Origin of the sequence: Roseivivax sp. GX 12232 (genome assembly GCF_021272185.1) — a bacterium.
In the GTDB taxonomy this organism is placed as follows: domain Bacteria; phylum Pseudomonadota; class Alphaproteobacteria; order Rhodobacterales; family Rhodobacteraceae; genus Roseivivax.
The window spans coordinates 381,762-406,271 of sequence record NZ_JAJSEC010000001.1; the positions used below are offsets into that span (position 1 = coordinate 381,762).

Annotated in this window: 21 protein-coding genes; 9 read left to right on the forward strand and 12 right to left on the reverse strand. The window is 69.2% G+C overall.

From position 1 onward, the window contains the following. Positions 1-4: 4 nt before the first annotated feature. The 5 genes from LR948_RS01695 (at position 5) to LR948_RS01715 (ending at position 4,522) form a co-directional block, all read left to right on the forward strand. A complete protein-coding gene (locus LR948_RS01695; protein WP_232752190.1) occupies positions 5-844 on the forward strand; it encodes a dihydroorotate dehydrogenase electron transfer subunit in 840 nt (279 codons plus the stop codon). After that, complete coding sequence (locus tag LR948_RS01700) at positions 838-1,782, forward strand: dihydroorotate dehydrogenase (protein WP_232752192.1); 945 nt, start codon at positions 838-840, stop codon at positions 1,780-1,782. The genes LR948_RS01695 and LR948_RS01700 overlap by 7 nt, the downstream gene beginning before the upstream one ends. Then, the gene (locus tag LR948_RS01705) at positions 1,779-3,080 is read left to right on the forward strand and encodes a Zn-dependent hydrolase (RefSeq protein ID WP_232752193.1); all 1,302 of its coding nucleotides are present in this window, start codon (positions 1,779-1,781) and stop codon (positions 3,078-3,080) included. Before LR948_RS01700 ends, LR948_RS01705 begins: the two co-directional genes overlap by 4 nt. After that, positions 3,077-4,126 carry a dihydroorotase gene (gene pyrC, locus LR948_RS01710; RefSeq protein ID WP_232752195.1) on the forward strand — a complete coding sequence of 350 codons (1,050 nt, stop codon included), beginning with the start codon at positions 3,077-3,079 and terminating at the stop codon, positions 4,124-4,126. Before LR948_RS01705 ends, pyrC begins: the two co-directional genes overlap by 4 nt. Before the next feature lie 81 nt (positions 4,127-4,207). Beyond that, the gene (locus LR948_RS01715) at positions 4,208-4,522 is read left to right on the forward strand and encodes a hypothetical protein (protein ID WP_232752197.1); all 315 of its coding nucleotides are present in this window, start codon (positions 4,208-4,210) and stop codon (positions 4,520-4,522) included. Positions 4,523-4,602: 80 nt separating this feature from the next. On the opposite strand, the gene fsa is transcribed toward LR948_RS01715, so the two are convergent. The 5 genes from fsa to LR948_RS01740 form a co-directional block, all read right to left on the reverse strand. Beyond that, the gene (gene fsa, locus LR948_RS01720) at positions 4,603-5,259 is read right to left on the reverse strand and encodes a fructose-6-phosphate aldolase (RefSeq protein WP_232752198.1); all 657 of its coding nucleotides are present in this window, start codon (positions 5,257-5,259) and stop codon (positions 4,603-4,605) included. A gap of 20 nt (positions 5,260-5,279) precedes the next feature. Next, a complete protein-coding gene (locus LR948_RS01725; protein ID WP_232752200.1) occupies positions 5,280-5,933 on the reverse strand; it encodes an AAA family ATPase in 654 nt (217 codons plus the stop codon). 2 nt (positions 5,934-5,935) lie between these two features. Then, complete coding sequence (locus LR948_RS01730) at positions 5,936-6,718, reverse strand: ATP-binding cassette domain-containing protein (protein WP_232752202.1); 783 nt, start codon at positions 6,716-6,718, stop codon at positions 5,936-5,938. After that, positions 6,715-7,767 (reverse strand): ABC transporter permease, encoded by a 1,053-nt coding sequence (locus LR948_RS01735; RefSeq protein WP_232752203.1) that lies wholly within the window; start codon positions 7,765-7,767, stop codon positions 6,715-6,717. Before LR948_RS01735 ends, LR948_RS01730 begins: the two co-directional genes overlap by 4 nt. Before the next feature lie 126 nt (positions 7,768-7,893). Further along, positions 7,894-8,907: a substrate-binding domain-containing protein gene (locus LR948_RS01740; protein WP_232752205.1), complete on the reverse strand. Its 1,014-nt coding sequence runs from the start codon at positions 8,905-8,907 to the stop codon at positions 7,894-7,896. 324 nt (positions 8,908-9,231) lie between these two features. On the opposite strand from LR948_RS01740, the gene LR948_RS01745 reads away from it, so the two are divergent. The 4 genes from LR948_RS01745 (at position 9,232) to LR948_RS01760 (ending at position 16,031) form a co-directional block, all read left to right on the forward strand. After that, positions 9,232-10,449: an ROK family transcriptional regulator gene (locus LR948_RS01745; RefSeq protein ID WP_232752207.1), complete on the forward strand. Its 1,218-nt coding sequence runs from the start codon at positions 9,232-9,234 to the stop codon at positions 10,447-10,449. A gap of 1,159 nt (positions 10,450-11,608) precedes the next feature. Then, the gene (locus LR948_RS01750) at positions 11,609-12,157 is read left to right on the forward strand and encodes a PAS domain-containing protein (RefSeq protein WP_232752209.1); all 549 of its coding nucleotides are present in this window, start codon (positions 11,609-11,611) and stop codon (positions 12,155-12,157) included. Between the two features lie 26 nt (positions 12,158-12,183). After that, on the forward strand, positions 12,184-15,663 hold the full coding sequence (locus tag LR948_RS01755) for a chemotaxis protein CheB (RefSeq protein ID WP_232752211.1): 3,480 nt from the start codon (positions 12,184-12,186) through the stop codon (positions 15,661-15,663). Continuing rightward, positions 15,660-16,031 (forward strand): response regulator, encoded by a 372-nt coding sequence (locus tag LR948_RS01760; RefSeq protein WP_232752212.1) that lies wholly within the window; start codon positions 15,660-15,662, stop codon positions 16,029-16,031. Before LR948_RS01755 ends, LR948_RS01760 begins: the two co-directional genes overlap by 4 nt. Before the next feature lie 129 nt (positions 16,032-16,160). On the opposite strand, the gene ugpC is transcribed toward LR948_RS01760, so the two are convergent. The 7 genes from ugpC to LR948_RS01795 all read right to left on the reverse strand — a co-directional run bounded on the left by ugpC (position 16,161) and on the right by LR948_RS01795 (position 24,508). Next, positions 16,161-17,135 carry a sn-glycerol-3-phosphate ABC transporter ATP-binding protein UgpC gene (ugpC, locus tag LR948_RS01765; protein WP_232752213.1) on the reverse strand — a complete coding sequence of 325 codons (975 nt, stop codon included), beginning with the start codon at positions 17,133-17,135 and terminating at the stop codon, positions 16,161-16,163. Further along, positions 17,135-17,971, reverse strand: a complete 837-nt coding sequence (gene ugpE / locus LR948_RS01770; protein ID WP_232752621.1) for a sn-glycerol-3-phosphate ABC transporter permease UgpE — start codon at positions 17,969-17,971, stop codon at positions 17,135-17,137. Before ugpE ends, ugpC begins: the two co-directional genes overlap by 1 nt. Positions 17,972-18,036: 65 nt before the next feature. Further along, positions 18,037-18,918, reverse strand: coding sequence for a sn-glycerol-3-phosphate ABC transporter permease UgpA (gene ugpA, locus LR948_RS01775; RefSeq protein WP_232752622.1), 882 nt, complete (start codon positions 18,916-18,918; stop codon positions 18,037-18,039). Between the two features lie 51 nt (positions 18,919-18,969). Next, positions 18,970-20,274 carry a sn-glycerol-3-phosphate ABC transporter substrate-binding protein UgpB gene (gene ugpB, locus LR948_RS01780; RefSeq protein ID WP_232752214.1) on the reverse strand — a complete coding sequence of 435 codons (1,305 nt, stop codon included), beginning with the start codon at positions 20,272-20,274 and terminating at the stop codon, positions 18,970-18,972. 239 nt (positions 20,275-20,513) lie between these two features. Continuing rightward, positions 20,514-21,083: a nuclear transport factor 2 family protein gene (locus LR948_RS01785; protein WP_232752215.1), complete on the reverse strand. Its 570-nt coding sequence runs from the start codon at positions 21,081-21,083 to the stop codon at positions 20,514-20,516. Positions 21,084-21,401: 318 nt separating this feature from the next. Next, on the reverse strand, positions 21,402-22,997 hold the full coding sequence (locus LR948_RS01790) for a gamma-glutamyltransferase family protein (protein ID WP_232752216.1): 1,596 nt from the start codon (positions 22,995-22,997) through the stop codon (positions 21,402-21,404). Next, positions 22,994-24,508 carry a tripartite tricarboxylate transporter permease gene (locus tag LR948_RS01795; RefSeq protein WP_232752217.1) on the reverse strand — a complete coding sequence of 505 codons (1,515 nt, stop codon included), beginning with the start codon at positions 24,506-24,508 and terminating at the stop codon, positions 22,994-22,996. Before LR948_RS01795 ends, LR948_RS01790 begins: the two co-directional genes overlap by 4 nt. Positions 24,509-24,510 lie beyond the last annotated feature (2 nt).

The following is a 24,510-nucleotide window of genomic DNA, read 5'->3' on the forward strand; positions in this document are numbered from 1 at the left end:
CGCTGTGGCCCTGTTGTCCCCCGCGCGGCTCGATCCCGCGCCGACCCGCCCCATCAAGGAGATCCTCGCGACGGTCCTTACCCATGAGACCGTGGCCGAGGACTACCGCCTGCTCGAACTCTCCGCGCCCGCCGAGGCGCTGGACTGCGCGCCGGGCCAGTTCTTCCACATCCTCTGCCCCGTCGACGGCGAGAGCCAGCCCTTCCTGCGCCGGCCCATGTCGATCTACGGCTACGACAAGGCGCGGGGGCGGTTGAGCTTTCTCTACAAGGTCACCGGCGAGGGCACCCGCGCCCTGGCGCGGCTGGCGCCCGGGGCAGGCCTGAACGTCACCGGCCCGCTCGGCCGGGGTTTCACCATCCCCGAGGAGGCCCGCGGCCTCCTGGCGGTGGCGCGTGGCGTCGGCCTCGCGACGCTGGCGCCGCTCGCGCAGGAGGCCCGGCGCCTTGGCCGCGAGTTGACGGCGATCTGCTCGGCCCGGAGCCCCGAACACCTCATGTCGATCGAGCATTTCGAGGCGCTCGGCGCGCGGGTGATCCAGGTCACCGACAGCGCCGGCACCTCGGCGCCCGAGCATCTGCGCGGGCTGATCGAGGCCGAGATCGCCGAGGGCCGGGTCGACATGCTCTATACCTGCGGCTCCAACCGGCTCCTGAAGCTCTGCCAGGAGATCGGCGCCAAGGCCGGCATCCCCGGCGAAATCGCGCTCGAGCAGCAAATGGCCTGCGGCATCGGCATGTGCCAGTGCTGCGTGCGCCCCTTCCGCAAACCGGGCGGCGTCGAACAGCTGCGCGTCTGCCGCGAAGGCCCGGTCTTCGACATCCAGGAGGCTCTCGAATGGTAGACCTGACCGCCCGGGTCGGCGCGCTGACCCTGAAGAACCCGATCATGCCCGCCTCCGGCACCTTCTCGCGCGAGATGGCCGAGGTCTTCGACCTCGACGCGCTGGGGGCGCTGGTCACCAAGACCATCACCGCGGAGATCCGTGGCGGCAATCCCACCCCGCGCGTCTGCGAGGTCGAGGGCGGCATGCTGAACTCCATCGGCATCCCCTCGAAGGGGCTGGGGGCCTTCCTGGCCTCCGAGCTGCCTGCCTATGCGGGCCACCGTGCGCCCCTGGTGGTCAGCATCTCGGCCCCCTCGGTCGAGGGGTTCGCCGCGCTCTGCGAGAAGGTGAGCCAGCCCGGCGTCGCCGCGATCGAGGCCAATATCTCCTGTCCGAACATCGAAGAGGACGGCAAGGCCTTCGCCATGCGCCCCGAGACCACGCGCCGCGTGCTCGAGGCGCTGCGCGGCGCCACCGACCTGCCGCTCTGGGCCAAGCTCACGCCCAACACCGGCGAGACCGTCGAGGTCGCCCAGGCCGCCGAGGCGGCGGGGGCCGACGGGCTGGTCGTGGCCAACACCATGCTGTCGATGTCCATCGACCCGCGCAGCCGCAAGCCCAAGCTCGGCAACCTGATGGGCGGGCTCTCGGGGCCGTCCTTCAAGCCGATCGCGCTGCGCATGACCTATCAATGCGCGCGCTCGGTCGAGATCCCGGTGATCGGCTGCGGCGGCATCTCCACCGCCGAGGACGTGGTCGAATACCTGATCGCCGGGGCCTCGGCGGTGCAGGTCGGCACCGCGAGCTTCATCAACCCCACCGCCATGCCCCGGCTTCTCGACGACCTCGCCGCCTTCATGCGGACCGAGGGGATCGCCAGCGTCGCCGAGCTGGTGGGCTCGATCCGCGACGACGCCACCGCCGAGGCGGTGCGCTTCATGGAGACCGCGCCATGAGAGACGTGACCCATCCCGCCGCCGCAACCCGCGCGCCCGCGCTCGGGCCCGAGGACGCCGCCCTCGCCGAGGAGCTCTTCGCCGAGATCGCGGCACGGAGCCCCGACACCCGGGGCGTCAGCCGCCCGGCCTGGTCGGCCAAGGAGACCGAGATCCTCGACTACCTGACCGCCCGCGCCGAGGCCGAGGGCCTGGTGGTCACCGCCGATGCGCTCGACAACCGGGTCTTCTGCCTGCCCGAGGACGCGGGCCGCACCCCCTACCGGCTGATCGGCAGCCATGTCGACAGCGTGCCCGTGGGCGGCAATTACGACGGGCTCGCCGGCGTGATCGCCGGGCTCGTCTGCCTGATCCACCAGAAGCGCGCAGGCCGGGGCTTTGCCCGTCCGCTGCGCGTCATCGCCATGCGCGGCGAGGAAAGCGCCTGGTTCGGGCCTTGCTACATGGCCTCCAAGGCGCTGACCGGCACGCTGACACCCGAGGAGCTGGAGGCCCCGCACAAGGGCGACGGCCAGCCGCTCTCGGCGCATATGGCGGCGCTTGGCGTCGACGTGGCGCCGATCGCCGAGGGGCGCGGGCTGCTGCCGCTCGACGAGATCGCGGAATACCTCGAGCTGCACATCGAACAGGGCCCGCTTCTGGTCGGCGAGGACCGGCCCGCCGCCGTGGTCACCGGCATTCGCGGCAACCTGCGCCTGAAGGAAGTCCGCGCCTTGGGCGAGCCGGGCCATTCCGGCGCGGTGCCGCGCAGCTATCGCCGCGACCCGGTGATGGCGAGTGCAAAGCTTCTGGCGCGGCTCGACGATCTCTGGGCGCGCGAGGTCTCCGAGGGTGGTGACCTGGTGATCACCAGCGGCATGATGAGCACCGATCCGCAGCATCACGCCATGGCGCGGATCCCCGACAGCCTGACCTTCAGCTTCGAGATCCGCAGCCAGCACCCCGAGACGCTGGCCCGCGTCGAGGCCGCGCTGCAGGACGAGATCGCCCGGCTGACCGAGGAAACCGGCGTCACCTTCGAGCTGCCGCGCCCGATCCGCAACGCCCCGGCCAAGGTCGACGCGGCGCTGCACGAGGCGCTGCTGGCGGCCATGGAGCGCGCCGGGCAGGCGCCCTACGCCATGGCCTCGGGCGGCGGGCATGACGCGGCGATCTTCGCCAATGCGGGCGTGCCCACGGGCATGGTCTTCGTGCGCAGCCGGGGCGGCTCGCACAATCCCGACGAAAGCATGGAGGTCGCCGACCTCCTGGCCGGGGCCGAGATCCTGCTGGCGCATGTCACCACGGAGGGCGCATGACCGCCGAGCTGGAGATCCTGCGCCCCGACGACTGGCACCTGCACCTGCGCGACGGCGCGATGCTGGCGGCGGTGGCGCCGCACAGCACCTGGGCGCGGCGCGCGATCATCATGCCGAACCTCGACCCGCCGGTGACCACCTCGGCCGAGGCCGCGGCCTATCAGCACCGCATCCGCCGCGCCCTGCCGCGCGGCAGCGACTTCACGCCGCTGATGACGCTGTATCTCACCGAACGCACCGATCCCGCCGATCTCGCCGCCGGGGTCGAGACCGGGATCGTGACCGCGGCGAAGCTCTATCCCGCCGGCGCCACGACCAATTCCGCCCGGGGCGTGCGCGACCTCGACGCGATCATGCCGGTCCTCGAACGCATGGCCGATCTGGGCGTGCCGCTCTGCACCCATGGCGAGGTCACCGCGCCCGAGGTCGACATCTTCGACCGCGAGGCGGTCTTCATCGAGCGGGTGCTGGCGCCGCTGCGCCAGAGGTTGCCCGAGCTGAAGGTGGTGATGGAGCATGTCACCACCGCCGAGGGCGTCGACTACGTGCGCGAAAGCGCGCCGGGCATCGGCGCGACGATCACCGTTCAGCACCTCATGCTGAACCGCAACGCGCTGCTCGCGGGCGGCATCCGGCCGCATTACTACTGCCTGCCGGTCCTGAAGCGGGAACGTCACCGCCAGGCGCTGCGACGCGCGGCGACCTCGGGGCACGCGCGGTTCTTCCTCGGCACCGATTCCGCGCCGCATCTCAGGGGCGCGAAAGAGGCGCCCTGCGGCTGCGCGGGCTGTTTCACCGCGCCCGTCGCCCTGCCCTGCCTCGCCCATGTCTTCGAGGAGGAAGGCGCGCTTGACCGTCTGGAAGCCTTCGCCTCGCGGAACGGCCCGGCTTTCTACGGGCTGGCGCCCAACCCCGACCGGCTGCGGCTGCAAAAGACCCGCAGCCCGATGCGCCCGCCGTCCAGCATCCAGACGCCCGAGGGGCCGGTCGAGGTCTTCGACCCCGGCGTGGCGCTTTACTGGCAGATGGAGCCGGCATACGCCTGAGCCCAAGGGCCTTCACCTCCGGCGCGGCGCCGATGCACCGCCCGGGGCCACACCACGTTTTGCGCGACATGGGAGACCAAAATGGCATTTCGCGACATCGCAGAGATCATCAAGAACAACGGCGGCGGCAGCCACGCCTTCGAAAAGGCCGCGCAGGCCGCCAATGCCGCGGCCGCGGCGGAGCCGCAGAAGGCCGCGGGCTATTTCCTGCTGGGCTGGGAGGCGATGGAATTCGTCAATGTCTTCGAGCGAATGCCGGTCTCGCAGGACGCCGCCCGGGCGGCGCAGGAGCGGCTGGCGGACCATGCCGCGGCGCTCGATGCGGCGGGGGATGCGCCCGAGGCGGTGCTCGAAGCGCTGAACGCCATGGTCGCGACCTACCTCGCGCCGCGCTGAGCGTTCGACCTTCCGAACAAGGAACCGGCGCGCGCCAGGACGGCGCGCGCCGGTTCTCTTTGTGCTTCCGGGCGCGGGGCTTAGAGGATGCTCTGCCCCGTCGCCTTCCAGTCGGCGACGAAGGCCGCCAGCCCCTTGTCGGTCAGCGCGTGGTTCGCCAGCCGCTCGATCACATCCGGCGGGATGGTCGCCGCATCCGCCCCGGCGAGCGCCGCCCCCGAGACGTGGTTGGCGCTGCGCAGCGAGGCCGCGAGGATCTGCGTCTGCAGCGCCGGATAGGCGTCATAAACCTGGCGGATGTCGTGCAGGAGCTGTTCGCCCTCGAGGTTGAGGTCATCGAGCCGGCCCACGAAGGGCGAGACATAGGTCGCGCCCGCCTTGGCCGCGAGCAGCGCCTGGGTGACCGAGAAGCAGAGCGTCACATTGGTCTCGCGGCCCTCGGCGCGGATGCTGGCGCAGGCGCGCAGCCCGTCCATGGTCAGCGGCAGCTTGATGCAGACGTTCTCGGCGATCTTGGCCAGCACCGCGGCCTCGCGCATCATGGTGTCGTAATCGGTCGCCGCGACCTCGGCCGAGACCGGGCCCTCGACCATGGCGGCGAGCTCGCGGATGGTCGGCAGGAACTCCGCGCCGCTTTTCGCGATCAGGCTGGGGTTGGTGGTCACGCCGTCGATCAGCCCGGCCTCGGAGAGGCGGCGGATTTTGGCGACATCGGCGGAATCGACGAAGATCTTCATTCTGTCAGGGTCCTTGAGGGTTAGGGAGCGAGCTTGGCGTCCTGGCCAAGCCGGAGATCGGCGGGGCGCGAACGCTCCACCACGAGGCGGGCGTTGGGCAGGTCGTTGCCGCGAGCGCGGGCCTCGGCGGCCTCGCGCGGCAGCCCGTGGTCGAGCCAGCGCCGGATCAGCCGGTCCTCGAGCACCTCGATCGGCGGGGCGATCATCACGCTGGCGTCGAACTCCGCGGCAAGCTTGCCCCAGGCGCCCTCGCCCAGGAGCAGGTAGTTGCCCTCGACCACCACCAGCGGCACCTCGGCGCGCAGGAAGCCCGCGTCGGGCAGCGTGCAGTCGCGGGCCCGGTCGAAGAGCGGATAGGCGATGTCGCGCCCGCCGGCGCGGATCTCGCGGATCAGCGCCAGGAAGCTCTCGGCGTCGAAGGTCTCGGGCGCGCCCTTCTGGGCCAGGAGCCCGCGCGCCACCAGCTCGGGGTTCTCGAGGTGGAAGCCGTCCATCGGCAGCAGCGCCGCGCGGCCCGGGGTCTCCTGGTTCAGGCGGTCGACCACCTCGGCGGCCAGGGTCGACTTGCCCGAGCCCGGCGGCCCCGCGATGGCGATGATCGAGCGCGCGCCCGCGCGGGCGCGGCCCCCGATCAGTTCGAGAACCGCGCGGGTGTCCTGGTCCAGCGCCGCCATGGTCAGGCCGCCGGGGTGAGGCTGTCGGGGGTCTTGGCCCCGGTCATCAGCGCCACCGCGTCGGACATGGTGACCTCTCCGGGGCGCAGCACGCAGAGCCGCCGGCCCAGCCGGTGCACGTGGATGCGGTCGGCCACCTCGAAGACATGCGGCATGTTGTGGCTGATCAGGATGATCGGCACGCCGCGGTCGCGGACCCGGCCGATCAGCTCCAGCACCTTGCGGCTTTCCTTGACCCCCAGCGCCGCCGTCGGCTCGTCGAGGATCACCACCTTGGAGCCGAAGGCCGCCGCCCGGGCCACCGCCACGCCCTGGCGCTGGCCGCCCGAGAGCGTCTCGACCGTCTGGTCGATGTTCTGGATCGTCATCAGCCCCAGCTCGGAGAGCTTCTCGCGGGCGATGCGGCGCATCTCGGCCTTGTCGAGCTGGCGCAGCCAGCGGCCCATGGGCCCGGATTTGCGGATCTCGCGGCCCATGAACATGTTGTCCGCGATCGACAGCGCCGGCGACATGGCCAGGGTCTGGTAGACCGTCTCGATGCCGGTCTCCCGGGCCTCGATCGGCGAGCCGAAGGTGACCGGCTGGCCGTCGAGGCGGATCTCGCCCTCGTCGGGCTGGATCGCGCCCGAGAGCGCCTTGATCATGGTCGACTTGCCGGCCCCGTTGTCGCCGATCACGGCCTGGATCTCGCCGGGGTAGAGGTCGAAGTCGCAGTTGTCGAGCGCGGTCACCCGGCCGTAGCGCTTGGTCAGCCCGCGGGCGGAAAGGATCGGTTGCGTGCTCACAGGCTGGCCCTCCGGATACGCTGGTCCACGGTGACGGCGGCGATGATCAGGACGCCGATCAGGAGATAGGTCCACTGCACATCCGCCCCGAGAAGGCGCAGGCCCAGCGTGAAGACCCCGACGATCAGCGCCCCGAAGAGCGTGCCCGCCACCGATCCGCGGCCGCCGAAGAGCGAGATGCCTCCGATCACCACCGCGGTGATGCTTTCGATATTGGCCAATTGTCCCGCCTGTGGCGAGACCGAGCCGATGCGCCCGATCAGGGCCCAGCCGGCGAAGGCGCAGATCAGCCCCGCCAGCGCATAGACCGAGATCAGCGTGCCGCGCACGTTGACGCCGGAGAGCTCCGCCGCCCCCGGGTCGTCGCCCACGGCGTAGACATGGCGGCCCCAGGCGGTCTGGCTGAGGACGTAGGTCAGCACCGCCACCAGCACCAGGAGCAGGATCACCCCGTAGGTGAAGACCGCGCCGCCGACCTCGATGGTGCGGCCGAAGAACTGCAGGAGCGGCGCCTGTTCGGCGATGTCCTGGCTGCGGATCACCTCGGAGCCGGAATAGAGGAAGTTCGCCGCCAGCACGATCTGCCACATGCCGAGCGTCACGATGAAGGGCGGCAGCTTCCAGTAGGCCACGAGGTAGCCGCTGATCGAGCCGCAGATCAGCCCGCAGAGAAGTCCGCAGAGGACCCCCAGCGCCGGCGGCAGCCCGAGGTCGAAGGTGAACTTGCCCATGATCACCGAGGACAGGATCATGATCGCCCCGACCGACAGGTCGATGCCCGCGGTCAGGATCACCAGCGATTGCGCCGAGGCGACGATGCCGATGATCGCCACCTGCTGCAGGATCAGCGTCAGCGCGAAGGGTGTGAAGAAGCGGTCCCCGAGCAGGAGACCGAAGATCGCCACGGCGACGATCAGCACGATCAGCGGCACGATGGCGGGCGAGGCATAGAGGATGCCGGCGAGCTTCGCGCGCAGGCCCTGGGGCCCGGCGAAGGCGGCAACGGTCTCCGAGCCGGAGCCGTCGCTGTCAGGGGTTGCGTCCTGCATGGCGGGGCCTTCCTGGAATGGCGCTTGGGCCAAGAAATGTCGGTGTGGGGTGGCGGGCCCCGGGGGGCGGTGCGGCGGCCTCTCGGCCGCGCGCCCATCCCTCCGGGGCCCTTGGTCAGGCCGGGATCAGCCCCAGCAGAGGTTCATGCCCTCTTCGACCGAGAGCTGGTCGAGCCCGTCGACGGGGTTGGCGGTCACGAGGCCCACGCCGGTGTCGAAGAAGGCCTTGCCTTCGGTCGCCGAGGGCTTCTCGCCGGTCTCGGCGAATTGCACCACGGCCTCGACGCCCTTGGCGGCCATCTCCAGCGGATACTGCTGGGCGGTGGCGCCGATCACGCCGGCCTGGACGTCCTCGACGCCCGGGCAGCCGCCGTCGACCGACACGATGATCACGTCGTCCTGCTTGCCGAAGGAGCGCAGCGCCTCGTAGGCGCCGGCGGCGGCGGGCTCGTTGATCGTGTAGACCACGTTGATGTCGGGCTCGATCGCCAGGAGGTTCTCCATGCCCTCGCGGCCACCCTCGGCGTTGCCGCTGGACAGCTCATGCCCGGCGATGCGCGGGTCTTCCTCGTCGCCCCACTTGCTTTCGTCGCCGATCTCGACGCCGAAGCCGGTCAGGAAGCCCTGGTTGCGCAGGACGCCGACGGTGGGCTGGCTGACGTTGATGTTCAGAAGGCCGATCTTGGCCTCCGAGGTGTCGCCCATGGTCTTGGCGGCCCATTCGCCGATCAGCCGGCCGGCTTCGAAGTTGTCGGTGGCGAAGGTCATGTCGGCGGCGTCGATCGGGTCGAGCGGCGTGTCGAGCGCGATGACCAGCATGCCGGCGTCGCGCGCCTGCTGCACCGCGCCGGTGATCGCCTTGGTGTCCGAGGCGACCAGCAGGATGCCGTCGGCCTCGGCGGCCATGCAGGTCTCGATCGCGTCGACCTGGGTCTCGTGGTCACCGTCGAACTTGCCCGCGAAGGAGCGCAGCTCGGTGCCGAGCTCGGCGGCCTTGGCGAAGGCGCCCTCGGCCATCTTCACGAAGAAGGGGTTGGTGGCGTCCTTGGTGATCAGGCAGACGCCGCCCTCGGCGGCGGCGCTGCCGGCCATGGCGGTCGAGGCGAGTGCCCCGAGGATACCGGCTTTGACGAGTTTCATGGTCTCTCTCCCTTGTTCGATGGCGCGCCTTAATACCTCATTAGGAAGTATTTATCCGGGGCCACCCTCAATGCTGCGCCCCAGGTCAGGGCTGTGATCTCACGCGCCGCGCCTCTCCTTTGCACAGCATCGCGTAGTTCAACGAGTAGGGCGACGTTACGGTAGCTGTCAATAAAAACTTCCGAATGAAGTATTAATGTGTTCGGAGCCTCACCGCGCTTGTCTGGCGGCCCCCGCCTGCCTAGAGTGCAGGCCAAGGCCCGCCCGGCGCCCGGCCCGCAAGAGGCCCGCGCCCACCGGCCAAGACATTGAACCGGCTCGATCATGGCACCTCGCGACAAGGAAGACATGCTGCGCGCGACGCCCTTCCGGGGGTCGAACCAGACCACCGTGCGCGGCGCCAACGAGCGGCTGGTCCTGCATCTCGTGCGCCAGTGCGGGGCGCTGACCAAGGCCGAGGCGACCCGCGCGACCGGGCTCTCGCCCAACGCGGTCTCGGTGATCTTCAAGGCGCTCGAGGCCGATGGATACCTGCTGCGGGGTGACCCGATTCGCGGCCGCGTGGGCCAGCCCTCGGTGCCGATGCGGCTCAACCCCGCCGTGCGCCATTACCTCGGGCTGAAGATCGGCCGGCACAGCTATGACCTGGTGGCCGCGGACTTCCTGGGCCAGGTCGTGGCCCGGCGCACCGCGCGGCACGCCTATCCCACGCCAACCTCGGCGGCGGCGTTCCTGCGCGGCGCATTGCGCCCGCTCCTGCGCTCGGCCCGGCTGAAGCCCGAGGATCTGTCGGGCTCGAGCGTCGCCATGCCCTCGGAGCTCTGGCACTGGACCGAGGATTTCGGCGCCCCCTCCGAGGAGATGGCCGCCTGGCGCGACTTCGACGCGGCGCGCGATCTCGGCCCGCTCCTGCCCGGCCCGATCAGCACCGAGAACGACGGCACCGCCGCCTGCCGGGCCGAGCTGGTCTTCGGCCCGCGCCGCAGCCACAGCGATTTCGTCTATTTCTTCGTCGGCGCCTTCATCGGCGGCGGGCTGGTGCTGAACGGCAGCGTCTTCGCCGGGGCCCGCGGCAATTCCGGCGGCTTCGGCCCGATGCGGGTGCCCGACGAGCCCGGCGGCCAGCGGCTGGTCGACCATGCCTCGCTGGTGGTGCTGGAGCGGCTCCTGGCCGAGGCCGGCGAGGATCCCGCCGCGCTTTATCGCGACCCCGAGGCCTGGGAGGCCTTCGAGCCCGTGGTCGGCCCCTGGATCCTGCGCGCCGCGCGCAGCCTCGCCCATGCCATTGTCTCGACCCTGGCGGTGATCGACGTCGAGGCGGTGGTGATCGACGGCGCCATGCCGCCGGGGATGCGCGCGCGGCTGGTGCGCGAGGTCGGGCGGCAGTTGGACCTCCTGGACCTGCAGGGGGTGATCCGCCCCGAGGTCGAGGCGGGCCATTTCGGCTCCGTCGCCCGCGCGCTCGGCGCGGCGGCCTACAGGATCTCCGCGGATCACATGGTGGACGGGAGCAGGCTTCTGACGCCCGCCGCGGCGGGGTGAGAGGGTGTGGGGCTTGTGTCGATTTGGCGACGAATGGCCCTGGCGCTGACTTTAGAGCGATCCGCTTGGCCCTGGCTGTCCCCGCCTGCCCCCGGCGACGCCGAGGCTCCGCCTCCGATCACCACGCCTCCCCCTAGTCGCCCCGCACGCCCGGACCTCGCGCCCCCCTCACCTACCATGCCTTCTGAAACCCCACCCGCCCAAACCACGCACCCCCGCCAGAAGGTGACGGGCGCGCGGCGGACCGGGGGTCGGCGCTGCTGACCGCTGAGCAAAGCGCTTTATCCCAACAAGGTCAGGACAAAATGCGAGCTAGGCATGCCACCCCAAGGAGCGCCGGCCCATCGGGCCGGTCCGGCGCGCGCCCGGCACCTGCGGTGCTGTTCGGGCGCAAGGGGGCTGAGGAATGATGCTGGTGGGCAGTGGGGGCCTTGGCGCTGGCTTTGGAGCGATCCGCTAGAGCCCGGCTGTCCCCGGCAACGCCGGAGGCTCCGCCCCCTCACCTACCCTGCCCTCTGAAACCCCACCCGCCCGAACCACGCAACCCGGCCAGGAGGTGACGGGCGCGCGCCGGACCGGGGGCCGGCGCTGCTGACCTCCGAGCCAAGCGCTTTATCCCCACAAGGTCAGGGCTAGCGATGAACTAAGCGCGTCGCCCACAAGAGCGCCGGCCCATCGGGCCGGTCCGGCGCGCGCCCGGCACCTTCGGTGCTATTCGGGCGCAAGGGGGCGCGGTTGGGGAAGGTAGTCCTTTGGAGTGGAGGGCGGGTCGGCCCGGGCTTTTGGAGACCTGGATCCGTTCGGGGTGACCAGGCAGGTCGCGCCCCTCCTCGCCAGCCAGCGCGCCCGAGCCAAGAGGATGGCACCGCAGATCACCGCCCGCCCGCATCAGCCGGCCGCGACCTCAGCACCGCAAATCACCGGCACTACTCTCCTCCCAGCCCTCACCGGCCCCCCCCCCGTCAAACCCCACCCTCACCGCACCACACCACCGCCCAACCCCACCCCTTGACGCAAGGTCATCCGCCACCGCGCCGCACAAACCCGCCTCGCCCCCATACATCCCGATGCAGGAATGCATCATTCTCCCTGTGGTTGCTTGCCAAGACGTGTCTTGAATGCATGTTCTGGAGGTGACGCATAACCAGCGAGGAGCTCGATGAGCGCCCAGACGGAGTTGCCCGCATCCCTGCGAGCGTATCTCGAGAAATCCAACGTGGCCCTCGCGGTGTCCGAAACGGACGGCGACATGCCGTTGACCATGGTCAACGCGGCCTTTTGCGAGCTGACCGGATACGACCCCGAGGATGTCGTCGGGCGCAACTGCCGGCTCCTGCAGGGGCCCGAGACCTCCGACGACAGCCGCCGCGCGCTGCATGACTTCGCGCATGACCCCGCGCAGGACGCCGGGCGCTTCCCGGTCCTGAACTACCGCAAGGACGGGTCGAGCTTTCACAACTACGTCTTCATGACCCGGCTGCGCGACAGCCGCGGCACCGCGCATTTCATCCTCGCCTCGCAGTTCGACATGACCACCGCGCTCCAGCGCTCGCAGATCCGCGTCAACGACGCCGAGCTGCACCACGCGCTGAGCGACGTCGAACAGATCGGGCGGGAGTTCGGTCTCGCCATGGTAGGCTCGGCGCAGATCATCTCGGACTCGGTGGCCACGCTGGCCAGGCTGACACTAGACGAGGACCGGCGCTGACAGACCGGGACGGTGAGACAACAGTGATGAGAGACGACAACCAGGGCTCCCCCCGAGCCGCGGAGGAGGAGAGCGAAGCCGAGGCGCAGGAACGCCTCTGCATCGTCGGCATCGGCGCCTCGGCCGGCGGGCTCGAGGCGATCCGCGAGATGCTCACCCAGGCCAGCGCCGAGAGCAACCTCGCCTATGTCGTCGTCCAGCACCTCGACCCCAACCACGAGAGCCTCCTGGCCGAGCTTCTCGGCCGGCACACCGAGCTCGAGGTCACCCAGGTCTCGGGCGGCGAGACCATCGAGGCGGGCCATGTCTACATCATCCCGCCCGCGCATGGGCTCTCGGTCAAGAACGGCGTGCTGCATCTGACCGAGTTCTCCCAGCCGCGCGGGTTGCGCCGTCCGATCGACGACTTCTTCGAGAGCCTGGCGCTCGACCAGGGGCGCTTTGCGGCCTGCGTGATCCTCTCGGGCACCGGGGCGGACGGCAGCGCGGGGCTGCGCGCGATCAAGGAACACGGCGGGCTCTGCATCGTGCAAAGCCCCGACACCGCGAAATACGACGGCATGCCGACCTCGGCCCAGGCCACCGGGCTCGTCGACTTCGTGCGCGCGCCCGACCAGATCATCGAGGCGGTGCTGCAGTTCTACGCCCATTCGCTGGTCGACAAGATCGACGAGCGGCTGGCGCGCACGGTGGAACAGTCGATCAGCGACATCTGCGCGGTGGTGCGCAGCTACGTCGGGCACGACTTCTCGGGCTACAAGCAGTCGACCCTGGTGCGCCGGGTGCAGCGGCGGATCCAGGTGCTCGACCTGGGCGATGCCAGTGAATACCTCGAGCATATCCGCGCCGAGCCCGAGGAATGCGAGATCCTCTTCCGCGAACTGTTGATCAACGTCACCCGCTTCTTCCGCGACCCCGAGCATTTCGAGGTGCTGCGCAAGCGCTCGGTGCATCCCCTGGTGCGCGACGCCCGGGACGACGACGAGATCCGCATCTGGGTGCCCGGCTGTTCGAGCGGCGAAGAGGCCTATTCCATCGCCATGATGTTCGCCCACGAGGTGCGGCTGCAGCGGCGCTCGGTGAACATCCAGATCTTCGCCACCGACATCGACGAACAGATGCTGCGGCTGGCCCGCGACGCGGTCTACCCGCAGGCCGCGCTCGGCGACATCCCCGAGGAGATGCGCGACCTCTACACGATCGCCCGCGACGGCAAGTTCCAGGTCGCCGGCAAGATCCGCGACATGATCCGCTTCTCGGTGCACAGCATCGTGCGCGACCCGCCCTTCTCGGCGATCGACCTTCTGTCCTGCCGCAACCTGCTGATCTACTTCGGCGACCAGCTGCAGACCGCGGTCCTGCCGATCTTCCACTACTCGCTGAAACCCGGGGCGAAGCTTTTCCTCGGGCCCTCGGAAAGCATCGGGCGCTACGACCACATGTTCCAGCCCGTCGACCAGAGCGCGCGGGTCTTCCAGCGCCTCGAAGGCAGCCCGAAATACCCGCTGCAACTGCGCGGCCAGACCCGGAGCGAGGGCAGCCAGACCCGCCGCCCGGCGCGCGACCGCGAGGCCTCGACCCGGCTCGAATGGAACGACAGCGGCGCGGTGGACCGCATCCTGTCGCAGTTCGCCCCGGCGACCCTGCAGGTCTCGCGCAAAGGCGAGATCCTGAAATCGACCGGCCGGCTGGGCAAATACCTCGATTTCACGCCGGGGCGCGACGACAGCCAGTTCGCCGCCAATGTCGCCCGCCCGGGCATCCGCGACGCGCTCTCGGCGCTGATCCGGCAGGTCGCGCAGAACAACAAGCGCACGCTGTCGCGCGACCTGACCGCGCAATCCGAGTTCGGGCGCCAGGAGCTCGACCTGATCGCCGACCCGCTGAACGACGGCACCATCCTGGTGATCTTCCGCGACCGCGACCGCTTCGAGCCGCTGAGCGACGACGACGAGGTCGACGACCTCGATCCCTCGGACAGCCACGTCCAGAGCCTCGAGGACGAGCTGCGCAGCACCCGCCACCGGCTGCACACCACCGTCGAGGAGCTGGAGACGGCGAACGAGGAGCTGAAAAGCTCCAACGAAGAAATGATGTCGATGAACGAGGAGCTGCAGTCGACCAACGAGGAGCTCTCGACCGTCAACGACGAGCTGAAGACCAAGGTCGACGAGCTGTCCATCGCCAATGCCGACCTGTCGAACTTCTTCGCCTCGACCGCCCTGCCCCTGGTGGTGGTGGATGCGGATCTCAACATCCGCAATTTCACCGATGCGATCCAGTCGATCTATCCCTTCCGCGGCGCCGACCGCGGCCGCCCGCTGACCGAGGTGACCAGCACGCTGCGCCGCAACGACGAGGTGCTCTCGGCGATCCGCGCGGTCATGCAGACCGGGGAGGTCTCGCATATGCGGGTCAGCGACCGCGCCCAGGACCGCACCTGGTCGCTGGTCATCACCCCCTACCGCACGCCGGACGGCGACCTGGACGGGGCGACGCTGGTCTTCACCGAGCTGACCGAGGCGATCCTGCTCGAGGAGGCGCTGAAACACGAGGGCGAGCGCCTGCGCCTGGCGCTCGACGTGGCGCAGCTTGGCGTCTGGGAGTGCAACCCCGAGGGCGGCGTCTTGAAGTTCGACGACACCGGCAGCAGCATCCTGGCCGCCGATTTCAACGAGCTGACCCACGAGGACCTTCTGGCCCGCGTCGCCTCCGAGGACCGCGAGCGCGTGCGCGAGGCGATGAAGACCGACCTGCACGGCGCGGGCGGCGTGGATGTCACCTTCCAGATCGCCGGCGACCTGACCGAGAACCGCTCGCTGCAGCTGGTTGGCCGGCGGGTCGACGGGCACCGCACCTCGCGGGTCCTGGGGGTGATCTTCGATGTCACCGAGGAACAGCAGGCCAAGCGCGTGCGCGAGCTGATGCTGCGCGAGATGAACCACCGGGTGAAGAACATGTTCTCGATCATCTCGGGCATGGTGCGGATCGCCGGGCGGACCACGGAGACGGTGCCGGACCTGGTGGCCAGCATCGAGGACCGGGTCTCCGCGCTGGCCCGGTCGCACGACCTGACGCAAAGCTCGCCCGGCGCCGAGCAGCTGACCATCGAGGACGCGGTGCGCGCCTCGCTCGATCCCTATACCGACGGCACCAACATCGAGGTCACCGGCCCGCGCATCACGGTGAACAGCCAGGAGCTGACGGCGCTGTCGCTCCTGATGCACGAATGGGCGACCAATGCGGCCAAATACGGGGTGCTCGGCCCGGTCGCGGGCAGCCTGCAGGTGGGCTGGGAGCAGGCCGCCGACGGCGAGGTGACACTGACGTGGAACGAATCCTACGCCGAGGCGCTTTCTTCCCAGGAAGGCCCCGCCGGCTTCGGCTCGACGCTCGTGAAGCTCTCCGCGTCGCAACTCGGGGGCTCGGTGGCGGTGGATGCCACCGCCGAGAACCGCACCACGCGGTTGAAATACATCCCTGGCCCCTCGGGAGTGACCGAATGACCGCGACCGTCCTGATCTGCGAAGACGAGCCCATCGTGGCGCTCGATCTCGAGATGCTGGTCGAGGGCTTCGGCTTCCAGGTCATGGGCCCCTATGCCTCGCTGCGCGCCGCCGAGGCGGCCCTGGCCGAGCGCACCCCCGACGCCGCGATCCTCGACGTGCGGCTGACCGACGGCGAGGTCTTTCCCTTGGCCGACAAGCTGCAGGCGCAGAAGGTCGGGCTGGTCTTCCACTCGGGCCATGCCTACGAGGCGGAGGTGAGCAAAAGCTATCCCGGCTGCCGCTCCTGCCAGAAGCCCGTCGCCACCGACCGGCTGAAACAGGCGCTTCTGAGCGTCACCCGCGACGCGGTGAGCGACCCCTGCTGAGGTGAGGCAGGGCGGGCGCGGCCCGCGTTGCTTGGAGGTGCGGGGGCTGCGCGGCATCGCACCGGCGCCCCGGCCACCTTGAAACTAGGCGGCCCGCAACGCCGCCGGCCCACGCGCCCTCCCCGACCCTCAGCCGAAGCGCATCTCGTGCCGTCCGTCCCAGGCCAGACCGATGCCGGTCCCCTCGGCGGGGATCGGGGCCGCGCCGTCCTGGCGCACCGTCAGAAGGCTGCCGTTCTCGAGCCGCACGTGCACCAGCGTCTCCGCGCCCAGCGGCTCGGCATTGGCGACCGTGGCGCCCAACTGCCCGGCCCCGGCGCCCTCGACGATGCTCAGATGCTCGGGCCGCACGCCGATGCGCCCGCGCCCGCCTGCCTCGAAGAAATTTGTCGGCGGCGAGCCGATGAAGCCCGCCACGAACTCGGTCGCGGGGTTGGAATAGACCTCGAGCGGCGCGCCGATCTGGTCGGCATGGCCCGCGTTCATCACGATCATCCGGTCGGCCATGGTCATCGCCTCGACCTGGTCGTGGGTCACGTAAAGCGAGGTCACGCCCAGCTCGCGCTGAAGCTGCCGGATCTCCAGCCGCATCTGCACCCGCAGCTTGGCGTCGAGGTTCGAGAGCGGCTCGTCGAAGAGGAAGACCGCCGGTTTGCGCACGATGGCCCGGCCCATGGCCACCCGCTGGCGCTGCCCGCCCGAGAGCTCGCGCGGCTTGCGCGCCAGGAAGTCGCGGATCTGCAGAAGGTCCGCCGCCTGCTCCACCCGCTCGGCGATCTCGCCCTTCGGCGTGCCCGCGATCTTCAGCCCGTAGGCCATGTTGTCGAAAACCGACATATGCGGGTAAAGCGCGTAGTTCTGGAAGACCATGGCGATGTCGCGGTCCATCGGCTCCTTCTCGTTGACCCGCGCCCCGTCGATGGCGATCTCGCCCGAGGTCACGGTCTCGAGGCCCGCCACCATGCGCAGAAGCGTGGACTTGCCGCAGCCCGAGGGGCCGACGATCACGATGAACTCGCCCTCCTCGATGTCGATGTTCACGCCATGGATGACCTCGGTCTTGCCGAAGCGCTTCTTCACGTCGCGTAGAGAGAGGGTCGCCATTACTTCTCGCTTTCCACTAGGCCGCGGATGAACAGCCGCTGCATGCCGACCACGACGATCACCGGCGGGATCATCGCGAGGATCGAGGTCGCCATGATCACCGGCCAGTCGGCGATGTCGTCGCCCGAGGGGAACATCTGCTTGATGCCCATGACGATGGTGTTCATCGAGGGGTCGGTGGTGATGAGGAGCGGCCAGAGATACTGGTTCCAGCCGTAGATAAACAGGATCACGAAGAGCGCGGCGATGTTCGTGCGGCTCATCGGCAGGAGGATGTCGAAGAAGAACCGCATCGGTCGCGCGCCGTCGACGCGGGCGGCCTCGGCCAGCTCGTCCGGCACGGTCATGAAGAACTGCCGGAAGAGGAAGGTCGCCGTGGCCGAAGCGATCAGCGGGAAAATCAGCCCCGAGTAGCTGTTCAGCATGCCGAAGCCCGCGACCACCTCGTAGGTCGGCACGATCCGCACCTCGACGGGCAGCATCAGGGTCAGGAAGATCAGCCAGAAGAAAAGCTGCCGCCCGGGGAAGCGGAAGTAGACGATGGCAAAGGCCGACAGGAGCGAGATCGCGATCTTGCCGAAGGCGATGCCCAGCGCCATCACGAGCGAATTGCCGAGCATCAGCGCCACCGGCGCGTTGATCCCCGAGGTCAGCGCGCGGGTGTAGTTCTCGATGAACTGGTCGCCTGGCAGAAGCGGCATCGGCGGCCGGGCGATCTCGGGCTGCGAGATGGTCGAGGCGACGAAGGCCAGCCAGATCGGGAAGAAGATGAACAACAGCCCGACGATCAGCCCGAGGTGGGTGAGCCAGAGGCCGGCGCCGCGGCGCTCGACCATGCCGTCGTGGTCGGCGCCGGGCGCCTTGACCGGCGGTGTCTCTGCGGCAAGGGCGTCACGGCCGGTCAATAGTGCACCCTCCGTTCGACGAAGCGGAACTGGATGATGGTCAGCACCGAGACGATGGCCAGCAGGATCACCGACTGCGCCGCCGAGGAGCCCAGGTCCTGCCCGACGAAGCCGTCGGCATAGACCTTGTAGACGAGGATCGTCGTGGCCTGCTGCGGCCCGCCCGAGGTGATCGTGTGGATCACGCCGAAGGTCTCGAAGAAGGCGTAGACCACGTTCACCACCAGCAGGAAGAAGGTGGTCGGCGAGAGGAGCGGGAAGACGATGGTGCGGAAGCGGGTCCAGAACCGCGCCCCGTCGATCGCTGCCGCCTCGATCACCGAGCGCGGGATCGACTGCAGCCCGGCGAGGAAAAACAGAAAGTTGTAGGAGATCCGCCCCCAGGCCGAGGCGATCACCACAAGGCCCATGGCCTCGTTGTCGTTCAGCACGTGGTTCCAGTCGTAGCCCAGCACGCCCAGATACCAGGTCACCACGCCGACGCGGGTGTTGAACATGAAAAGCCAGAGCACGCCCGCCACCGCCGGCGCGACGGCATAAGGCCAGATCAGAAGCGTGCGATAGGTGCCCGAGCCCTTGATCAGCCGGTCCGCCAGCACCGCGAGCCAGAGCGCCACGCCCATCGAGACCACGGTGACCAGCACCGAGAACACCGCCGTCGTCAGGAAGGAGGCCCGGTAATAGGGGTCGCCCAGCAGATACTCGAAATTGCCCAGGCCCACGAATTTCATCGACAGGCCAAAGGGATCGGGGATGTAGAGCGACTGCCAGATCGCCTGCCCGGCCGGGTAGAAGAAGAAGACCGCGGTGATCACGATCTGCGGCAGGACCAGGAGGAGAGGCAGCCAGAGCCCCTTGAAGGTGACGCGCTTGTCCATGGCGGCCGGCGTCCCGGTCACCCGGGACGCCGCTCCTATGTTGCTCTCAGATCAGCGGGTGGACTGCTCGAAGCGGCGCAGCAGCTGGTCGCCGCGTTCCTTGGCGCTGTCGAGGGCGGCCTGGGCCTCCTTGTCGCCGGCCCAGACGGCCTCGAGCTCCTCGTCGATCACCGTGCGGATCTGGTCGAAGTAGCCCAGGCGGATGCCCTTGGAATTCGCCGTGGGCTCGTTCGCGGTCATCTGCGCGACCGCCACGTCGGTGCCGGGGTTCTCCTCGTAGAAGCCCTGCTCGCGGGTCAGCTCCGCGGCCGCGGAGGTGATCGGCAGGTAGCCGGTGTCCTGGTGCCACTTGGCCTGGATCTCGGGGCTCGACAGGAAGTTCAGGAAGGCGGCGACGCCGTCGTAATCCGCCTCGTCGTGGCCTTCCATGACCCAGAGCGAGGCGCCGCCGATGATGGTGTTCTGCGGCGCGTCACCGGCCCCTTCCCAATAGGGCAGCGGACGGACGTCGAAGGCGAAATCGGCTTCGGCCTTGATGCCCGCGTAGCCCGCCGAGCTTTCGGTAAAGAGCGCGCATTCGCCGCCGCGGAAGTTCGCCCCGCCCTCGTTGCGGCGGCCGGTGTAGATGAACTTGCCGTCCTGGGCCCATTCGCCCAGCGTCGAGATGTGCTTGACCTGCGCCGGGCCGTTCAGCTCGAGCGTGGCATCGGCGCCGGCAAAGCCGTTCTCCTGGCTGGCGAACGGCACGTTGTGATAGGCCGAGAGGTTCTCGAGGTGGATCCAGCTTTGCCAGGCGGTGGTCATCGGGCAGTCGACGCCCGCGTCCTTGAGCTGCGTCAGCACCTCGCCGACCTGGTCCCAGGTGGTCATCTCGGTGTCGGGGTCGATGCCCGCGCCCTCGAGCTTGTCGCGGTTCACCCAGAGGACCGGGGTCGAGGAGTTGAAGGGCATCGAGAGCATCTCGCCCTCGGTGGTGGTGTAGTAGCCCTTGACCGCGCCGATGAAGGCCTCGGGGTCGAACTCGCCGCCCGCCATGACCTCGTGCACCGGGCGCACCGCGCCCTCGGCGGCCATCATGGTGGCGGTGCCCACCTCGAAGACCATCAGGACATGCGGCTGCTCGCCCGCGCGGAAGGCGGCGATGCCGGCGTTCAGCGTCTCGGAGTAATTGCCCTTGTGCGTGGCGGTGACGGTATAGGCGTCCTGGCTGTCGTTGAAGCTGGCGACCTGTTCGTCCACCAGCTCCCCGAGCCGGCCGGTGAAGGCGTGCCAGAATTGCACCTCGGTCTCGGCGAAGCTTGGCGTCGCCGTGCCCGCGACGGCCGTCAGGACCGCCGCCGAAATGATCTTGGTCATAGTCTTTTCCTCCCTATGCCGGATGCTTCCGAGCTTTTGACCGCCCGATCAAAAACACCCGCCCCGAAGCAGTAGCGGAGAACGGGAGCGTCGCGCAAGAGAGGCGGGTTTTGGTTGCAAGGATTTGGCGCCGGGGAGGATGGCGCGGCGCGGGCAGTTCGGCGGCCAAGGCGCTGGCAATGCGCGATAAATCGCGCGGACCCGGAGGCCGGGCCCGCGCGTGTCGCGTGAGGTGGGGATCAGTTCAGGTTGCCGGCGTAATCGTCGATCGCGATGGTCAGCTTGGAGAAGGTCCAGACCCCCTGCCCGTTCTTCTCCAACTCGCCGTCATAAAGCACCGAGGAGCCGACGCTCAGCCCGTCGGCGGCCACCAGGACGATTCCGTAAGCCAGCGCATGGGCGCTGTCCTCGGAGGCTTCCTCGACGATGAAATTGGTGATCGAATGGCGCCGCTGGTCGCCCTGCTGGCCGAGCGTCGCGTCGACGTATTCGGCAATGGCCTCGGGGCCGGTGAAGCTGGCGATCGGCTCGGCGCTGCCGAGCGTCGCGACCAGGGAGCCCTCTTCGGCAAAGAGCGAGGACAGGAGGTCGCTGCGGCCCTCGTCGTAATAGAGCCCCCAGCGGATGAAGGCTTCCTCGATCTGCCGCAGGTCGCCGGCCTCCAGGGCGGAGAGATCGGCCGCGCCATGCGGTTCGAGCGACACCAGCCCGCCGGCGCTGGCCCAATGCTGGGGCGGGAAGGTCTCCGCCAGGGCCGGCGCCGAAGTCAGGCTCGCGGCCAGCACGGAGAGAAGAATTCGGGAGTTCATCAAGGCACCTCTAAAATATTTGGACGAGTCTTTTGTATATTTTTGAAATGTCTTGAGTCCACGAAATCTTTGAGTAGATACGCAGGGGGCTTGCCTGCGGGTCGCGCAAGACCGCCGCACGGCGGGGCGCGCCGTCGGCCATGACGGCACAAGCCGCCCCGCACCGGAGGCGGTCATCGGTCTGTTTTTAGAAGAAGAAACAGCGCCGGTGCCGTGTCGATCAGTCCCGGAGGACCGCGGAACTTTTCACCGCACCGAAAGCTGCGCCACGTGGCGAGGGCGAGGAACATCGCCCCTCGCCCTCACCACGCGCCCTGTTCAGAAGCCCGCCGCGAGGCCGTCTTTGCGCGGGTCGGAGCCCGCCGCGTAGCCGCCGCCGGGCAGGCGGCGGATCAGCTGGGCGCCGCCGAAGCCGAAGGCGCTGTCGGGGGCCTCGACCTTGATCGCATGGCCCATCTCGGCGAGCCGCGCGCGGGTGGTCTCGGGCATGGCGTCCTCGACCGCCACCTCGGCGCCCGCGACGAAGCGCCAGCGGGGGGCGTCGATGGCGCTCTGCACGTCCTGGCCCCAGAGCCCGCAGCGCAGCATCATCTGCACGTGGCCCTGCGCCTGCATCGGGCCGCCCATGACGCCGAAGCTCATCTCGGGCGCGCCGTTGCGGGTCACGAAGCCGGGGATGATGGTGTGGAAGGGCCGCTTGCCGGGGGCGACCTGGTTCGGATGCCCGTCCTCCAGCGTGAAGCCCGCGCCGCGGTTCTGCAGGCTGATCCCGGTCTCCGGCACCACCACGCCCGAGCCGAAGCCCGAGTAGTTCGACTGGATGAAGGAGACCATCATGCCGCTGGCATCCGCGGTGGTCAGATAGACCGTGCCGCCGTGCTTGGGCGCGCCGGGGCCGTGGTCCTGGGTGCGCGCGGGGTCGATATGGGCGGCGCGCGCCTTGAGGTAGACCGGGTCGATCAGCGCCTCGACCGTTGGGTCGGTCATATGCGCCTGGTCGGCGACATAGGCGTGCAGATCGGCGAAGGCGAGCTTGGTCGCCTCGATCTGCAGGTGCAGGGCTTGCGGGTCGTCGGCCTCGAGCTCGCGGATGCCGGTGTGCTCCAGCATGCCCAGCGCCATGAGCGCGGCGATGCCCTGCCCGTTCGGCGGGATCTCGTGCAGGCGCTCCTCGCCGAAGCCGGTCTCGATGGTGCCGCACCACTCGGGGCGATGGGCGGCCAGGTCCTCGGCGCTGAGCGCGGCGCCATGTTCACCGGCAAAGGCGGCGATCTTCTCGGCCAGCTCACCCTCGTAGAAGGCGCGGCCCTGGGTCTCGGCGATGAGCCGCAGGCTGCGGGCCTGGGCGGGGTTGGCGAAGCGCTCGCCCGCCCGGGGCGCGCGGCCGCCGGGCATGAAGGCCTGGGCGAAGCCGGGCTGCTCCGAAAGCATCTCGGCCCCGCGCTGCCAGAGCGCGCCGATCACCGGGGAGACGTTGAAGCCGCCCTCGGCATAGCCGATGGCCGGGGCCATGACGGTCTCGAGGTCGAGCGCGCCGAAGCGGTCGATCAGCGCCACCCAGGAGGCGACGGCCCCGGGCACGGTCACGCTCTCCCAGCCCCGGAAGGGGATCTCGGAGCGGCCGGCGAAACGCTCGGGCGTCCAGCCCGCGGGCGCGGCGCCCGAGGAGTTCAGCCCGTGCAGCTCCTGCCCGTCCCAGAGGATGGCGAAGCCGTCCGAGCCGAGCCCGCAGCCGGTGGGTTCGACCACCGTCAGCACCGCCGCGGCGGCGATCGCCGCATCGACCGCGTTGCCGCCCTTGGCGAGCATGGCGACCCCGGCCTGCGCCGCCAGCGGATGCGAGGTGGCGACGACATTCTCGGCCAGGACCGGAGAGCGGCGCGAGGGATAGAGGGCATCGTGGCGGAAATTCATGGCGCAGTCCTTTCTGCGGTCTTTTTGGCTTTTGCGGATTTCAGATGCGCGCGCACCGCCCAGGCGACCGAGGCCACGGCCGCGATCAGGAAGATCAGGCTCACCGGCCGGGTCAGGAAGAGCGTCCAGTCGTCGTTGGTCATCAGCGCCCGGCGCAGGTTGGTCTCGGCGATGGGGCCGAGGATCACCCCCAGGACCAGCGGCGCCAGCGGGTAGTCGAGCGCGCGCAGCGCGTAGCCGAAGAGCCCGATGAAGCCGAGAAGGTAGAGGTCCGTCACCCGGTTGTTGAGCGCGAAGGAGCCCACCACGCAGCAGACCAGCACCACCGGCACGACGACCCATTTTGGCACTTCCGCGACGCGCAGGAAGGCGCGCATCGACAGCACGCAGACCACGAGCATCATGAAGCTCGCGACCACCATGGCGATGAACATCCCGTAGACCAGGTCGGCGTTGTCCATGATCAGCCGCGGGCCGACCGAGATGCCGTGCACCATGAGCGAGGCCATGAGGATGGCGTCGACCGCCGAGCCGGGGATGCCCAGCGCGATCAGCGGGATCAGCCCGCCGCCGGCGGTCGCCGAATTGCCCGCCTCGGAGGCGACCACCCCGTCGGTGGTGCCGGTGCCGAACTTCTCGGGCGTCTTGGAGGCGCGCTTGGCCTGGTCGTAGGCCACGAGGTTGGCGATCGAGCCGCCCGCGCCCGGAAGCGCCCCGATCAGCACGCCCACGATGGAGGAGCGGATCAGGTTCACCGGCCGCATGAGGACCTCTTTCATCACCGAGAGCGTCTTGAAGTCGATCTCGCCGGTGACGAGCTTCTGGCCCGAGCGGATCTTGCCGGCGTCCTCGACCTCGGAGGCGAGCTGCGAGATCGCGAAGATGCCGATCAGCACCACCAGGAAGGGCAGGCCCGCGGCCAGCATGGTGACGTCGAAGTCAAAGCGCGGCCGCCCGAGGATCGGGTCGGTGCCCACGGTCGAGATCGCCAGCCCGATGAGCGCGGCGATGAGGCCCCGTTGCAGCGAATGGCCGACGAGGCTCGCCACGATGGTCAACGCGAAGACGATCAGCGAGAAATATTCCCAGGGCCCCAGCTTGACCGCGAAGATCGCCAAGGGCGGCGCCGCGACGATCAGCACCGCGGTCGAGATCACCGTGCCGAAGAACGAGGCCCAAACCCCGATCGAGAGCGCGCGCCCGGGCTCGCCATTGCGCGACATCGGGAAGGCATCGAAGGTGGTGGCCACCGCCGAGGGCGTCCCGGGAATGCCCAGGAGCGCGGCCGAGATCAGCCCGCCGGTGTAGCCGCCCACATAGACCGACAGCATGACCGCGATGCCCTGCAGGGGCTCCATCGCGAAGGTCAGGGGCAGCGTCAGCACGATCGCCATGGTCACGGTGAAGCCCGGGATCGCCGCGGCGATGATCCCCGCGATGGAGCCCAGGAGCATGAAGATCAGCGTCTCGGCCGTCAGGATCTGGCCGGCGCCGAGGAGAAAGGCGTCCATGA

What these genes read in the sequence shown, in the direction of transcription:
- fsa (WP_232752198.1), bottom strand. Translation starts at nt 5,259, where the DNA reads ATGAAGATCTTCGTCGATTCCGCCGATGTCGCCAAAATCCGCCGCCTC.
- LR948_RS01745 (WP_232752207.1), top strand. Translation starts at nt 9,232, where the DNA reads ATGGCACCTCGCGACAAGGAAGACATGCTGCGCGCGACGCCCTTCCGG.
- ugpB (WP_232752214.1), bottom strand. Translation starts at nt 20,274, where the DNA reads ATGACCAAGATCATTTCGGCGGCGGTCCTGACGGCCGTCGCGGGCACG.
- LR948_RS01795 (WP_232752217.1), bottom strand. Translation starts at nt 24,508, where the DNA reads ATGGACGCCTTTCTCCTCGGCGCCGGCCAGATCCTGACGGCCGAGACG.
- LR948_RS01750 (WP_232752209.1), top strand. Translation starts at nt 11,609, where the DNA reads ATGAGCGCCCAGACGGAGTTGCCCGCATCCCTGCGAGCGTATCTCGAG.
- LR948_RS01700 (WP_232752192.1), top strand. Translation starts at nt 838, where the DNA reads ATGGTAGACCTGACCGCCCGGGTCGGCGCGCTGACCCTGAAGAACCCG.
- LR948_RS01705 (WP_232752193.1), top strand. Translation starts at nt 1,779, where the DNA reads ATGAGAGACGTGACCCATCCCGCCGCCGCAACCCGCGCGCCCGCGCTC.
- LR948_RS01760 (WP_232752212.1), top strand. Translation starts at nt 15,660, where the DNA reads ATGACCGCGACCGTCCTGATCTGCGAAGACGAGCCCATCGTGGCGCTC.
- LR948_RS01735 (WP_232752203.1), bottom strand. Translation starts at nt 7,767, where the DNA reads ATGCAGGACGCAACCCCTGACAGCGACGGCTCCGGCTCGGAGACCGTT.
- LR948_RS01785 (WP_232752215.1), bottom strand. Translation starts at nt 21,083, where the DNA reads ATGAACTCCCGAATTCTTCTCTCCGTGCTGGCCGCGAGCCTGACTTCG.
- LR948_RS01790 (WP_232752216.1), bottom strand. Translation starts at nt 22,997, where the DNA reads ATGAATTTCCGCCACGATGCCCTCTATCCCTCGCGCCGCTCTCCGGTC.
- ugpC (WP_232752213.1), bottom strand. Translation starts at nt 17,135, where the DNA reads ATGGCGACCCTCTCTCTACGCGACGTGAAGAAGCGCTTCGGCAAGACC.
- LR948_RS01755 (WP_232752211.1), top strand. Translation starts at nt 12,184, where the DNA reads ATGAGAGACGACAACCAGGGCTCCCCCCGAGCCGCGGAGGAGGAGAGC.
- pyrC (WP_232752195.1), top strand. Translation starts at nt 3,077, where the DNA reads ATGACCGCCGAGCTGGAGATCCTGCGCCCCGACGACTGGCACCTGCAC.
- ugpE (WP_232752621.1), bottom strand. Translation starts at nt 17,971, where the DNA reads ATGGTCGAGCGCCGCGGCGCCGGCCTCTGGCTCACCCACCTCGGGCTG.
- LR948_RS01740 (WP_232752205.1), bottom strand. Translation starts at nt 8,907, where the DNA reads ATGAAACTCGTCAAAGCCGGTATCCTCGGGGCACTCGCCTCGACCGCC.
- LR948_RS01715 (WP_232752197.1), top strand. Translation starts at nt 4,208, where the DNA reads ATGGCATTTCGCGACATCGCAGAGATCATCAAGAACAACGGCGGCGGC.
- LR948_RS01725 (WP_232752200.1), bottom strand. Translation starts at nt 5,933, where the DNA reads ATGGCGGCGCTGGACCAGGACACCCGCGCGGTTCTCGAACTGATCGGG.
- ugpA (WP_232752622.1), bottom strand. Translation starts at nt 18,918, where the DNA reads ATGGACAAGCGCGTCACCTTCAAGGGGCTCTGGCTGCCTCTCCTCCTG.